The sequence below is a fragment of the Sulfolobus islandicus Y.N.15.51 genome (assembly GCF_000022485.1).
In the GTDB taxonomy this organism is placed as follows: Archaea; Thermoproteota; Thermoprotei_A; order Sulfolobales; family Sulfolobaceae; genus Saccharolobus; species Saccharolobus islandicus.
Window position 1 is genome coordinate 1761539 of sequence record NC_012623.1, and the last position, 14436, is coordinate 1775974.

The 14436-nt window shown below is 33.0% G+C and carries 14 protein-coding genes; 8 read left to right on the top strand and 6 right to left on the bottom strand.

From position 1 onward, the window contains the following. Nucleotides 1–291: 291 nt before the first annotated feature. From YN1551_RS09720 to YN1551_RS09745, 6 genes are read left to right on the top strand one after another with little or no spacing between them, the layout of a single operon-like run. Complete coding sequence (locus tag YN1551_RS09720) at nucleotides 292–1161, top strand: XdhC family protein (RefSeq protein WP_012717665.1); 870 nt, start codon at nucleotides 292–294, stop codon at nucleotides 1159–1161. Between the two features lie 60 nt (nucleotides 1162–1221). Beyond that, complete coding sequence (locus YN1551_RS09725) at nucleotides 1222–2109, top strand: FAD binding domain-containing protein (protein ID WP_012717666.1); 888 nt, start codon at nucleotides 1222–1224, stop codon at nucleotides 2107–2109. Between the two features lies 1 nt (nucleotide 2110). Next, on the top strand, nucleotides 2111–2593 hold the full coding sequence (locus YN1551_RS09730) for a (2Fe-2S)-binding protein (RefSeq protein WP_012715913.1): 483 nt from the start codon (nucleotides 2111–2113) through the stop codon (nucleotides 2591–2593). Continuing rightward, nucleotides 2594–4957, top strand: coding sequence for an aerobic carbon-monoxide dehydrogenase large subunit (locus YN1551_RS09735; protein ID WP_012715912.1), 2364 nt, complete (start codon nucleotides 2594–2596; stop codon nucleotides 4955–4957). It abuts the gene before it with no gap. A 42-nt stretch (nucleotides 4958–4999) separates the two neighbouring features. Further along, on the top strand, nucleotides 5000–5872 hold the full coding sequence (locus tag YN1551_RS09740; RefSeq protein ID WP_012715911.1) for an AAA family ATPase: 873 nt from the start codon (nucleotides 5000–5002) through the stop codon (nucleotides 5870–5872). Continuing rightward, nucleotides 5838–6827 carry a VWA domain-containing protein gene (locus tag YN1551_RS09745; protein ID WP_012717667.1) on the top strand — a complete coding sequence of 330 codons (990 nt, stop codon included), beginning with the start codon at nucleotides 5838–5840 and terminating at the stop codon, nucleotides 6825–6827. The genes YN1551_RS09740 and YN1551_RS09745 overlap by 35 nt, the downstream gene beginning before the upstream one ends. Here the strand turns inward: YN1551_RS09745 and YN1551_RS09750 are convergent. From YN1551_RS09750 to YN1551_RS09770, 6 genes are all read right to left on the bottom strand, one after another. Further along, on the bottom strand, nucleotides 6813–7058 hold the full coding sequence (locus YN1551_RS09750; RefSeq protein ID WP_187146852.1) for a sulfurtransferase TusA family protein: 246 nt from the start codon (nucleotides 7056–7058) through the stop codon (nucleotides 6813–6815). The two genes, YN1551_RS09745 and YN1551_RS09750, sit on opposite strands and share 15 nt — an antisense overlap. A gap of 145 nt (nucleotides 7059–7203) precedes the next feature. Next, the gene (locus YN1551_RS17530) at nucleotides 7204–7599 is read right to left on the bottom strand and encodes a hypothetical protein (RefSeq protein WP_238527813.1); all 396 of its coding nucleotides are present in this window, start codon (nucleotides 7597–7599) and stop codon (nucleotides 7204–7206) included. After that, complete coding sequence (locus YN1551_RS17085; RefSeq protein ID WP_012715907.1) at nucleotides 7562–7714, bottom strand: hypothetical protein; 153 nt, start codon at nucleotides 7712–7714, stop codon at nucleotides 7562–7564. The genes YN1551_RS17530 and YN1551_RS17085 overlap by 38 nt, the downstream gene beginning before the upstream one ends. Before the next feature lie 267 nt (nucleotides 7715–7981). Next, nucleotides 7982–8518 carry a HEAT repeat domain-containing protein gene (locus tag YN1551_RS09760; RefSeq protein WP_012717669.1) on the bottom strand — a complete coding sequence of 179 codons (537 nt, stop codon included), beginning with the start codon at nucleotides 8516–8518 and terminating at the stop codon, nucleotides 7982–7984. Nucleotides 8519–8959: 441 nt separating this feature from the next. Beyond that, nucleotides 8960–9508 carry a YdcF family protein gene (locus tag YN1551_RS09765; protein ID WP_048052467.1) on the bottom strand — a complete coding sequence of 183 codons (549 nt, stop codon included), beginning with the start codon at nucleotides 9506–9508 and terminating at the stop codon, nucleotides 8960–8962. Between the two features lie 11 nt (nucleotides 9509–9519). Continuing rightward, nucleotides 9520–11382, bottom strand: coding sequence for a hypothetical protein (locus YN1551_RS09770; protein WP_012717670.1), 1863 nt, complete (start codon nucleotides 11380–11382; stop codon nucleotides 9520–9522). 228 nt (nucleotides 11383–11610) lie between these two features. Here YN1551_RS09770 and YN1551_RS09775 point away from each other — a divergent pair, with 228 nt between their 5' ends. Both YN1551_RS09775 and YN1551_RS09780 read left to right on the top strand, forming a co-directional pair. Next, nucleotides 11611–12582 (top strand): hypothetical protein, encoded by a 972-nt coding sequence (locus tag YN1551_RS09775; protein WP_012717671.1) that lies wholly within the window; start codon nucleotides 11611–11613, stop codon nucleotides 12580–12582. A 5-nt stretch (nucleotides 12583–12587) separates the two neighbouring features. Beyond that, complete coding sequence (locus tag YN1551_RS09780) at nucleotides 12588–14270, top strand: hypothetical protein (RefSeq protein WP_012717672.1); 1683 nt, start codon at nucleotides 12588–12590, stop codon at nucleotides 14268–14270. Nucleotides 14271–14436 lie beyond the last annotated feature (166 nt).

Below are 14436 nucleotides of genomic sequence, written 5' to 3' on the forward strand. Positions count from 1 at the left end.
TTTATGGAAATTTACTTTTATTAATTATTGAGAAAAAAGAAATATCAATAGTATATAACTGAGATAACTGTAAATATTTCTCAGTATTTTTCATTAAATTTTATTATATCAAATAAGAATTTATGTATGTGTTAAATTCACTATTAAGATTAGAGTCTATGGTGACTAAATGGAAACTAGATCGAATTAAAAAGTTTGAGTATAATACTTTTTATATAAAATAAGTTTTATACTATTTTATAAAATTCACTATAATTAAGTTTAAATACTAGTATAACATAATTAATTACAATGGGAGTTGAGAGAGTAAGTTATCTTTTTCATGATTTAGAGTTTGTAAATAGAGTTAAGGAATTAATTGAAAATGAAGAAAGTTTTGCTATAGTCGAGATCGTAAAAACTGAAGGACCTAGTGCTTTGAAAGCAGGCAATAAGCTAGTTATAAGAAGTGATGGATCATTTGAAGGATGGATAGGTGGTTTCTGTACTAAGGATGAGATAATAAAGCATTCTTTAGAAGCTATAGAGGAGGGATTAACTAAGTTTTTATACCTGAAGACCTGCCATGGAGGTTCCATATATTTATACATAGAGCCCATACTTCCTAAGAGAAAGTTAATAGTAATTGGGAATAATCCTATAACTTATTATATTAAGAGAATAGGGGAGAATATAGGTTTTAATGTAATGAAAGTCAGTGAACCTAAGGAAATTGAGAAAATAAAAATAAATAAGAATACATTCGTTATTATAGCCACAATGGGAGAGAGGGATCATGAATTCGCTGAAGCTATGCTGCCTAGTGATGTCAGATATATAGGGATTGTAGCTAGTAAGAAAAGGGGTGATGATATACTATCTTATTTACGTAATAAGGGATACTCAGATGACTTAATTTCTAAGATTAAGGTTCCAGCGGGTATAAATATAAACGCAGTTTCTCCAGAAGAAATAGCATTAAGCATTATTGCTGAGATAATTAAGGTTTCTAGAGAGGCTAAAGCTAAGGAGGTTACTGAGGAGGAGATAGATCCAGTATGTGGAATGAGGGTATTGAAATCGTCTCCTTATTACTCCACTTTTGATAATAGAGTATATTATTTCTGTAGTAAATACTGTAAAGAAAAATTTGATTCTAATCCTCAAATATATTTTAAATAATGAAATATGCATGATTAGATATAATTAGATTTTTTATAGCTGAAATCTAAAGTAGAATTAGTGAGTTTAGTGTATCCAGCTCCTTTTGAATATTTCGCTCCCACCAGTCTTAAAGAAGCATTGGAACTTCTGTCAAAATATGGGGATGAGGCCAAGATTCTAGCGGGAGGTCAGAGTTTAATTATTTCAATGAAGTTAAGAATAATTTCGCCAAAATATATTATAGATATAAATAATATACCGAATTTATCTTATATTAACGAATCCGAAGGATATTTGAGACTTGGTGCATTAACTAGATATTCTGATTTAGAGTACTCAGATTTGATAAAGTCGAAGTATCCTTTACTTTACGAATCCGTAAAACACTTAGCTGATCCAATAGTTAGGAATTGGGGAACTGTTGGAGGGAACGTTTGTTATAATCATCCTGGCAATAATTTACCTGCTGTGATGTTAGCCTATAATGCAGAGTTCGTAGCAACTAGCTTATCTGGAAGTAGGGTTATTAAGGCGACAGACTTCTTTTTAGGTCCATTTCAAACTGCATTAAGACAAGACGAAATATTAACGGAAATAAGAATCCCCATACCTAAGCCCAGAAATGGGGGACATTATATTAAGCTTGAGAGGAGAGTAGGAGATTTCGCTATCATTTCCACAGCAGTTAACTTATCGTTAGACTATGATGGTACTGTTAGGGAGGCTGGAATTGGAATTGGAGGTGCAAGTAATAACCCTGTTAAAGTGACTAAGGCTGAGGAGTCGTTAGTGGGCAATAAGATAAATGATAATTTAATTAAGGAAGTAGGGAAAATAGTGACTGATGTTATAAAGCCAGTTGAGGAACCCTTTGGACCTCCGGCTGATTATAAGAAAGCCATGGCTGGAGTAGTTACTATTAGGGCAATTAAACAAGCGATAAAAAGGGCTTTAGGTGGTGTTTAATATGGTTCAGAAAGTTCACGTTAAAATAGTCATTAATGATAAACCTTATGAAGCTGATATAGAACCAAGACTACTTTTAGTTCATTTCATTAGGGATATAGCTGGGCTAACTGGAACACATATAGGGTGCGATACTACTAATTGTGGTGCATGTACTGTGATTTTAGATGGCAAAGCTGTAAAATCGTGCACAATGTTTGCCGTCCAAGCTAACGGTAAGGAAATAATTACCATAGAGGGATTAGCTAAGGATGGGAAATTACATCCGATTCAAGAAGGGTTCTGGGTTAAGCACGGACTGCAATGCGGCTATTGTACTCCAGGAATGATAATGGCAGCTTATCAATTACTTAAGAGGAATCCTAATCCTACTGAAGAGGAGATTAGATGGGGGATTTCTGGTAATTTATGTAGGTGCACAGGTTATCAGAATATCGTAGAGGCAATTAAGTACGCAGCGGAGAAAATGAGGGGGATGAGTTAAATGGCCGTAGAGGAGACATTACCTCCCGTAGGAGTTCACGGGATGGGGCATAAGATAAGGCGTAAAGAAGACATGAGATTTTTAGTAGGTAAGGGGACGTATGTAGATGACATAAAATTACCTAACATGGTTTACTTAGCATTCGTGAGGAGTCCTTATGCTCACGCTAGGATAAAGAGGATAAACGTGGAAAAGGCCAAATCCATACCTGGAGTAATTGATATAATTACGGGAGAAGAGCTGGAAAAAGCAGGACTAGCGTGGATACCAACATTAATGGGAGATAAAATGATGGTTTTACCAACGGAAAAAGTTGTCTTTCAAGGACAAGAAGTAGTAGCTGTGATAGCAGAGGATAAATATGCGGCGTGGGATGCGGTAAATCAAATAGAGATCGATTATGAACCTTTAGAACCGGTAATTGACCCTAAGAAGGCTTTAGAGCCTAATTCACCAATAGTTAGGCCGGATAAAAATTCTAACTTAGTATTCAGATGGGAAGCTGGAAATAAAGAATTAACTGAGAAAATTTTTAAAGAAGCTGATATAGTGGTAAGCCAAGATTTCTACTATCAGAGATTACATGTAACTTATATGGAACCAGTGGGCTGTATAGCTCATTATGACCCAGTTTCTGGAAAACTTACCTTATGGATGACTACTCAAGCACCTCATGTAGTTAGAACAGTGTTCTCTTTAGTTGCTAAAATTCCAGAAAATAAGATAAGGATAATTTCTCCTGATATAGGCGGAGGATTTGGAGGGAAAGTTTACGTTTACCCAGGATATGTTGTAGCAGCATACGCTGCAATAAAGTTAGGAAGACCAGTTAAGTGGATCAATACTAGGTCTGAGGATATGAAGAGTACAGCGTTTGCTAGGGACTTTCACATTCACGGTGAGTTAGCTGCTAAAAAGGATGGAACGATATTGGGGCTTAGAATTAAGGTTATCAGTGATCATGGAGCGTTTTATGGTGACGCTAATCCAAGTAAATTCCCTGCTGGCTTATTCAGTATTTGCACTGGAGCTTACGATATAAAGGCAGCTTACGTTGAGGTTACAGGTGCTTATACTAATAAACCCGCTGGTGGTATAGCGTATAGATGCTCATTTAGGGTAACTGAAGCAGCGTATACTATAGAGAGATTAGTTGATATTTTAGCTCATGAATTGGGAATGGATCCTGCAGAGTTAAGGCTAAAGAACTTCATACCACCGGAGAAGTTCCCATATAAATCGGCTTTAGGTTGGACTTATGATAGTGGTAACTATCCAGCTGCGTTGAAAAAGGCTATGGAAAAGATAGGATATTATGAATTAAGAAAGGAGCAGGAGGAAAAGAGGAAGAGAGGAGAGCTTATGGGAATAGGAATTAGCACCTTCGTAGAGATTGTAGGAGCAGGACCTGCTGACTTATTTGATATTGTAGGGATAAAGATGTTCGAAAGTGCTGAGATAAGAATTCATCCTACTGGTAAGGTTATTGCGAGGTTTGGAACTAGGGCTCAAGGACAAGGCCATGAGACTACTTATGCGCAGATAATTTCTGAAATATTGGGTATACCGGTTGAGGATATAATAATAGAGGAAGGAGATACTGATACATGTCCCTATGGTTTAGGGACATACGCCAGTCGTAGTACACCTACTGCAGGTGCTGCAGCAGCGGTTTCTGCAAGAAAGATTCTGGATAAGGCTAAGAAGATAGCCGCTCATCTACTTGAGGCTAGGGAAGAGGATATAGTATTTGAGAAGGGGAAGTTCTATGTTAAGGGATATCCAGATAAGTATAAGACAATTCAAGAAGTCGCATTAGCTGCATATACTAATCCTCCACCTAATATTGAGGCTGGACTAGAGGCTGTAACATATTATAATCCTCCAAACATGACCTTTCCATTCGGTGCTTATATTTGTGTTGTTAATATAGATAAAGGTACTGGACAAATTAAAATAAGAAGATTTGTGGCCGTAGATGATTGCGGAAATATAATAAATCCCGTAATAGTTGACGGTCAAATAATGGGGGCTCTAACCATGGGCTTCGGGACGTCATTTATGGAGGAAATACGTTATGATGAAAACGGAAATATCTTCGGAGGGAGCTTTGCTGAATATTTAATACCTACTGCAGTCGAGACTCCTAAATGGGAGCTAGATAAAACGGTAACTCCATCACCTCATCATCCCTTAGGTGCAAAAGGGGTTGGCGAATCCGCAACTGTAGGATCTCCCGCAGCTTTTGTAAATGCTGTAGTAGATGCATTATGGCATTTAGGAGTCAAGCATATAGATATGCCAATATGGCCGTGGAAAGTGTGGAAAGTTCTTAGGGAAAAGGGAGTAGCTTCCGATGAATAACTTTTTTTTTTTTTTTTTTAAAAAAAATTTAGTGTGAAGAAAATGTTAAACAGTGTCGATGAATTAATTAAATTATTAGAGGAACAAGACTATATAATTGAAAGAGATGCAGCAATTGCAGTATTTTTGGCATTAAAATTGGAAAAACCTCTACTAATTGAAGGTCCTCCAGGATGCGGGAAAACGGAATTAGCTAAGGTTATTGCAAAGTCTTTAGGTCTTGAGTTGATAAGGTTACAGTGTTATGAAGGGCTAGACTACTCACACGCACTTTATGAATGGAATTATCCTAAGCAACTGTTGGAAATAAAACTATTACAACAGAAAGAAGATGAGGCAGAAATAAAGAAAAGGATATATAGTGAGGAATTTCTTATAGAAAGGCCTCTGTTAAAGGCCATAAGGTCTGAAAATAGGGTAGTTTTACTAATAGATGAAATAGACAGAGCAGATCCAGAGTTTGAGGGTTTTCTCCTTGAATTTTTAGGAGAATTTCAGATTACAATTCCAGAGTTAGGTACAATTAGGGCTAAACATAAGCCTTATGTTTTTATAACTTCCAATAAAACTAGGGATCTTTCTGATGCTTTAAAAAGGCGTTGTCTCTACTTATACCTATCTTACCCCACTGAGGAGAAGGAATTAGAAATCGTTAAGAAAAAGGTTAAGGGAGTTGATGAGGAAAGGACAAGAAAAGCTATAAAGATAATAAACGAGATAAGAAGAGATGAAGAGATAATACATAAGCCAGGTATAGCTGAGACAATAGACTTCGTTTCCTCAATGAGTTTCCTGAACTCTGAAGATGAAATAAAGGCATTAATAGTCACCTTACTTAAGGATGAGGAAGACGTAAAACATTTTAAAGAGGTGATAAAAAGTGGAGGAAAGAATAGCAATAGTAAAAATAGCTAACATACTGAGGCAAATGGGAAGGAATGTAGGAATTGATGAGACGATAGATGCCTTAAGGGCTTTAGAGTTAATAAGAGATAAGGATTTAGATACAATAAGGGCAATACTTAAGGCAACACTTATAAAGGATTTTACTTTATTAGAGAGCAATAAAAGGGAAGAAGAAAAGAATTCCGTAATAGGTAAAATAACTCAGAGCAATTATCTAGCTGCAGAATATTACATTTATAGCCGCATCGAATCTAAGGCAAAATTACCCAGTTTTATAATAACAAATAGCGATCTGATTAAATGGTCAAAGATTGCAAAATATGTAGAAGAAATTACTTTGAACTACAAGGGACGTAGATTTAAGCCTAAAGATAAAGGAGAGATAGATATGAGGAGAACTATAAGGAGCGAGACTAAATACTCGATGGAATCTCCTTATCTCCTTAAGTCCGTAAGAAAGATAAACAAATCAAATTTGATTTTACTATGTGACGTTTCTGGTTCCATGAAGGACTTCTTTAAGGAAACTATACTGTTATCGTTTTTTATAAAGAGAAATATACCTAAATCAGAAATATTCCACTTCAGTACTGATTTAAGGAGAGTCACCAATTTATTTCAAGTTACAAGTATATATAAGGTAAACGTTAGAAAATTGGCTTTAGCAGTATCCTATGGTAGTGGGACTAAAATAGGTGAGGCTTTATATATGCTTAGAAGAAATTTCGGAGACTTAATTCATCATAATAATAGCATTCTAATATTTAGCGATGGATGGGATTTAGGTGATTTAGAACTATTAGATAGAGAGATGAGAATTATTAAAAGAAGATGTAAAAAAATTGTATGGATGAACCCACTATTAGATGAACTTCACCCACCAGAAACATCGGGAATGAAAATAGCCTTAAAATATGTTGACTTACTATTATCTCCAGATATTAAAAAGTCACTTTCCTATTAATAGTATGTATTTGTTTCCCTCTTGTGACTCTTGTATTAGCTTCAAACCCCTCTTCTTAACCCATAATGTTATATCCTTCTTAGTAGCCTCATCACCCAAAATTACCTTAACAGCCTCACCCTCCCTCAACTCATCAACAACGCTAGATAATTCACCTATAGGACCTGCACAAGACGAACTAGTTAAATCCAATTCCTTATAGATCTTAAGAGAACTCATATCTTTCCCCATTTATATTTGTCTCATAAGGGTTTATAAATTCTTCATTTATGCTAATAAAATTTCGTTTAATCAAAAACAATTGCAATAAATGAAATAAATTATTATTTATTTTGTTAGTATTGAGATGAACATTCATAATCGATTATTAAATGTTTCAAACACTTTTTCGAATCTTATTTTCTCTCCTAATTCTCCAGAGTCCTTTACTAAAACTTATTATTTCTATGTTAAAAGCATCTATTGCGGAATCTGAGAGTAGAGGCTCTATTAAACCCTCAGCTACTGCAACATCTAAAATAACTGAAGTTAACTCTTCTCCATTATCCAATAGTGTACCCTTTATTGCCTTTTTATATAACTTAACTTCCACGTACGTAGTAGCCTCTTCTGAGTAAGTAGTTTCAGCTTTAAGTTCGTTTAATTTCAACTCTTCAGCAATTTCAGTAGGTAATGCTATACTAGGCTCTGGACTTTCAGCTCCACTATTTAAAAGAGCCACGATCTCCGTACTCTTACCCGTTATCGCTTCTAACCTTATTCTTACTCTCACTCCCAACGCTTAGCACCTTAAATCTCCCAAATGTTATTATTTCTCCTCTTTTGACCTTAGCCATCTTTTCAAGCTGTGATTCTGGCATTAAAATTATTGATCCCCTCTTCTTCACAATATTTAATTAGAATAGGTAGTAATAAGGTTTTCACATATATTATCTCTGTGTCTTCATAAGCTTTTGAGGCATAAATAATGTTATTTTAAGTATGTAATTACAGTAAATTTTATTACAAAACTATACAATTATTTGTATTTTATCTTATTAATCCATATTATATTATTCTTTATAGTTAAATATAATAAATAATTGTATAATATGAAATATTATAATTATGATAACGTTTCAATTTTGCTCAAACTGGACAGCGTCACTAAAATCTTATGAATTTATTCCTTTATCAAAATCTGTGAGTAATTTTATAACTAAACGCCAAGCCCTTACTCTTATGGACTTCTCTTTACTTTGCAAAAGTTCTAGCAAGTACTTTGAATACTGTTTTATATCCTCCTCGTTCAGTAATGCTTCTATTCTTATATCTTCGTCTTCGGATTTTAATAATTCAAGGAAATAGTTTAGATTATTCATTATCTTTTTTTTATCGGATATTTTTATGAATTTAGGAACTAGTTTCCACATCCATAACCTATGATTTTCCCTCTCGCTTTTTAAAAGCGCTATGTAATAAGTTAAATATTCTTTCACTTCATCAGTAGATAAAACTCTACCTGCTATCTTCCACAAAGCAAGAGCCCTATAATACTCATCATCAAACTTCAACAGTTCAATTAGGTAATCTTTAAGTATCAGTTTTGCTAACTTAGGTAATAGATTCAAGCTTCTAAAGCTATAGAATAGTGCGAAATCAATAACCTTATAAAATACCTTATAGTATTTATTGGAAAATCCTTGCATCATAGTATTCTTATAAAGGACTCCATTAATATTTATATTTAATTTTATGATATATCATAAAAATCTAATATGTATATAATGAAACTTCAAAATTTATCTCCACATAATTTTGAAAATTATTTAACTTTAGAATTTTCCATAAAATGCTACTAAGACCCTCAATACTCCTTCTATGGTTCTATAAGGTAAGTGTTGAGGAATGCTAGGAATTCGTTGAACTCCTTGGCAATATTAGTTGGCACTATGCTTAGAGTTTGACTGAAAGGCTTATTACTTAACGTCATAGTGATTAAGTGGACTTATAAAAGTAAAGGTAAATGAATTTTCTTAAATTCGAAATCAAACGTTAGATTGAAGGTGAGTTCAACGCCAGCATTAATGAATTACAAAGCACCTTTCTTGAAATAAAATATAACTCAATGTGGACATGGTTAATAATCTCATTTACTTATCAATCTCAGGGTCTTCCATTAGTCCTAGCTCGTAAGCCCTTTTAAGGATCTTATTAAGTGGACCTTCAATTGTATCAAAGAAGGCCTTTATTTCTTCATCGTCTCTTCCCTTTAAGTAGTCATATAGGTATAGAATCTCATCTAAATATCTTTCTTTTAGCAGAATGTAAGTATCTGGATTGTCTTCTACGCCTATTGCATCTATTTTGCATTCATTACCTAAAAATAACTCGAATGATTTAATTGCTCTTTTTACATGGAATTTCGACGTAACTATCAGTATGCTCCTTATATTTAGCTTCCTAATTATTTTCTTGGCGTAGAACGCGTTATCTATAGTACTTGAAGAATTACCATCAAAATAGATGTTTTTTATATTTTTGGTCTCTTTTAAGGCTTTTTTATACATTTTTTCATAATCGTCTTTTCCTCCTACTATGATTAAGTATTTTGCTATACCTTGTCTATATAACCTTATTGCTTCATTAATCCTACCCTCGCTCAGTTCTCCTCCTCCTAACACGACTATCGCATCATACATATTTTTCACCTTTAGAATATGAAGATGCCATGCCTATTCGGTAACATTTCTTGTGCCCTCCCTAGTCTTAACACGATATATATCCAATACCTTAGAAATTCCTTAAGAAATTCCCCTATTTTCTCACAAACTACTTCATCATCATTATTTAAGCATTTTTCTATTGTTATATCATAAAATACCTCTTTATTTAATTGTATTTTTAAGTCTTTAATCTCATCAATCGCTATTTTAGTAAAGTCATCAATCCCTAAATATTTTAGTCTTTCGGATACTTTTTGCACCGCTCTTTTATAGTCAGTCTTATCATCTAATGAATAAAGATAAGCTAAGATTAGTGCAGGTTTAAGGGATAATGCGAGATTACCGACTATTTCTTCCAAGGATCCAAATGGTCTCTTTACTGGTTTATCGCCAGTAATTCCAACGTCTGGATTGAAACATCCTCCAATTAGTCTACCCTCATATACTAAATCACTACAAACACTTGGTAAGCCATGAGGATTTAACTCCCCTTTGTATCTTGACATTATCTTAAAAACATACTTTAAGGTTTCCGCATCGCGTATCACAGCAGACGTAATAATGTTTATTTTCTCTTTTTCTAAAGGATTCTTACTATAATAATAGATTAGATCCATAAGTATCGATCCTAATGATACATCTGAAAATGACATATCTAAGTTAGAATCATCTTCTTCAAATTTTTCTAACATGTCATTTAAGATATCATTTAAATCTTTATTTGAGTATTGAGTTAAATCGATTTGTAAAGCCCTCTTAACTCTATTCACTACTTTTTCGTAGTCACCAAGACTTTTACTACGTTCATATACACGTTTAGCATACTCCTTCAAATCACCATCTGCAAAGTACTTATCTGCATTTCTGTAAAAATACGTTTCATTCTCTACTAAAGCCCAGGTTGGTGGCTCAATAAATACACTAATGATATCCAAAATTTTAATCTGATGATTAAAATCTGAAAGTATGGATGAAAAGTATTTAATAGTTTTTCTATCTTTAGCCAACTCGTCTAAAAGCATATTCATATTGGCTAGAACTTTTTTCGCTTCACCTTCATTTAATCTTTCTCCGATAATGTCAGCTTTGTCTTTTTTTGCAAATTGTTCTCCAACAATTTTCCCTAAGTTTATCTTATCGTAAATTAAACCAGTAAAGCCTATGATATCGATTCTCTCCCTCCATGAAAGTTGGCTGATCAAAATACCAGTTTTCGTTCCTGCCAACATATACCAGTGTGTATATTCATGAAGTAATGTCTGTATGTAATCAATTAGATCAATTAATTGATAAATACGATCCCTAGGAACTTTGAACGATTCAGAGCGTTCTTTCATATTTTTTTCAAATTCTGTCAAATAAATAGAATATCTTGTTTTTTCACTATATTCTTCTACATCACCTTCACAATTTATTTTATCATCTAGTTTATAGATTAAATCGGTCATTTGTTTACAATATTCTTCTATGGTTTCTTTCGGCTCTTGTTCAAATAGCGATCCAGCCATTTGTTTACAACATTCGATTATAGTTTCTTTAGGTCCTAGTTTACGAATCGAATCAGCTATGCATTTAGTTACTTCACCATTAATTTTTTCAACATTTTTATACGGAAAAATCTTCGCATCATATACTTCAAGAACATTAATAAAGCGACCCGTCATTACCGCTTTAGCTTCCCCAGCGTATAAACCTATCAATTTGTTATTTACTCTTATTCTACTGAGAGCTTTTAATTTCTCTATGGGGGGTACGTCTATTCTTTTAATGTATCTGTAAGCCTTAGCTACAGCTATTGCAGAATTACGAAGTAATATCTTTACAAGCCTATTTTCAAATAAATTTGCCATATTTCTCAATTTCAAGTGCTAATATATAAACCTTATTATAAAGTTTGATAGTCTAATTAGATTAATGAATATAATTAGAGTATTATAGGGCGTGCTCTCGATTTCCAGAAGATAGCCGAATAACTAGAAATGTATTAACTTGTTATATAAGTTCACTTAATTATACATTCTTACTTCACTCTATTGAGTCACTAAAAGTTTTTAAACTCTTACACTATTTAATATTTGATGAAAATGCGGATACCAATTATTGGAAATAATAAGGCTGATAGTAATCAGGAAACATCAATTGGTGTTGCTAAAAGATCAGTAGTGGTAATGGGATATAGAGGTGCAGGCAAGACAACTTTCATGGGCTTACTTGCTATACATATAGACTATTTAGCCAGTATCGATAACAGGATAACATACATTATTAAACCGGGCGTATACGATTTTCCACTCCCGGAATGGTATAAAATTTTGGCGAAGTTGAGGAACGGCGAACCTTTACCACCTACTGAAGTTACGAAAAAACCTTATGTTGGAAGACTCGTTGTTACGTATCCTAAATTACTAGGTAGTGGAGAAGTTAATATACCTATTGTGGATTTAGCAGGTGAATTATATCAGCCAATTATGGACTTCATTTTCAACTCTAAGAGTGAAGACTTTGACTATAACCAATGGAATAAGGAGTTAAGAGAAAGGTTAGAAAACCTGGGAATAACTAAAGACGATTTACTATATATACACGATTTTATTTTCAATGCTAAAGCTTATTTAATTCTAATAAACTTGGATCATGCTTTATCAGCGATTTCTACTAATTCTAAAAATAATGCATCTGACGATAATGATGATATCAAATCATTATTAGGAAGATATTTTAATGTTGTGACCAATCTTGTTAATTATAGATTAGAACGAAAAGATAAACCACGTGTCGGAATCGTTTTGACACATTATGACAAAGTCAGGGAATACATCGAAACGAATTTAGGATTTAACGTGTGGGATAATTATAATGACAGAATAAAACTTATGACTCACATAGAGCCTGAAATACTAAACCTGCTAAGAAATTTAGATAAAGACGTTCCGATATTCATATCCTACTATAGACCAAAGCGTATACCTCCTGGAGGAATTAGATTGCCTGACTATCCGCAGAAGGAATACGATCGGATCTTCGATTGGATTAAAGAAGTACTAAAGTGATTAATATGGGTGATATAACAGTTAAAGGTCACATAATAAAATCCTATAAGAAAGGAATAATTGTAAACTTTTATCCTGACGATAAAAGAGATTATCTGAGAAATGTATGGCTAAATGAAATTAGTAAAGTCTTTGATTTCTTACCTAAATCTAATAACAATGTAGTAATAACTGGCTATTCGCAATACTTTAATGAAGAAGAGGCTTTTATAGCATACGGTGAGGATAGAGTAATCGAAGGAAGACCTTATGTGCATCTCCATGTATTGGTATTGGATATAGATGAATATAAAAAAGCAAATTATAATATGTTTGATACAGATGTAAAGTTTATCTCTTATGAAAATTTCAGAAAAAACGAAATAAGTTTGCAACGGGAATTAAGAGTCAATGCAACGGGAATTAACAGTTCCAACAGCTATGTAGATAACATACTTAACGATTGGCTTAATGGTAAAAGTACTTTTTACTCAAATGACCCAACTAATTTAATCAAAGCTTTAGCTAGAAGAAAAGGAGGAAATTTCACATATGTAACCAATTTATCCCCAAGAGACCCAACTAAATTTAATATAATTGTTTATAGAGGAACTGACGAAGTACCTGATTATCGATCGAAACAATTAATTATGGATTATCTAGAAAAAGCGAAATCTACTGAAATAATATTTAAATTTGTTAATATTTATCAATTTTTGAAAAGCCTTAATATTGAGATGAAAGAGGGGAAAAGTTATCAAGAGGCACTAATTGAATTCATAAAAAAACATTGCCATTACCTTGAGCCTTCAGGACTATATTGTAAGCTAGAAGCTATATTTGGTGAAAAGGCAATAGAAATATATAATCTTATATTGAAGAATTGTCCTGACTCTCATGTATCTACAAACGACCCTTGCTTTACACAAGCAATATATAAAATAGGACACTATCCAGAACTGCCGTCACGCAATATAATTGAAAATATAAAAAAGCAAGATAAGGGAGCTTACGAAAAACTATCCCAAATCTTCCGAATTCTTCTTGAAATACAGGAAAAGTTTAATGAATTAAATGAATTACTAGCTAAAGAAAACGTAAATATAGAAAAATTACGTAATTATCCACTATTGTTAAACGCTTTAGAATCTATGTATTATACATTTGTGAATTACGATGAAGAACCTCTCAGATCGTTACTAAACTATGTTAAAGTTAAACAGCCTAACGTTATCGATACTAATCTGCTTAAAGAAATAATTCCTTATCTAACGAAAGAGGAACGCAAAAAGCTAATAGTCGAATACCTTAAAGAAAATGGAGTTAGTGTTAAATCTTATCTTAATCTTTTCGATAAAAGTGAAATTAAAGATGTAATTAATGAAACGATTAGAAATAAGGACGGTCTATTAATCATAGGCACTCATATTCACGATTATTTAGATAACAATACCAACTGCTTTAATCTCCTTGTACAATGGGTTGAGAATAATAAAGTTGAAGACGCTTCCGAATATATAGACAAGATCAAACACGCTTTTAGCGATTTACTGAATACAAAGAAAGGAGTATTTAATCAACATGTAGATTTAAGGGGTCTAGCGCTTAAGAATAAAGAAGTAATTGGTAAGATCGAGATATTATCAAACTATTTAGAGGAAGAGGATAGAAAATATATTCAAAATGAACTGAAGAGAATTAAAAAATAGGAAAAAGTGATAAAAAATGGAAAAAATATTAATAATATTAAAAATATCTTTATTATCTATTATTTCAATATTATTTATAATATTATTTTCATTTATATATAATTTTTATTTATCACTTAGCTATTCTTCTTTTTCCATTCTAATGATAACTTCGATACTGTTACAA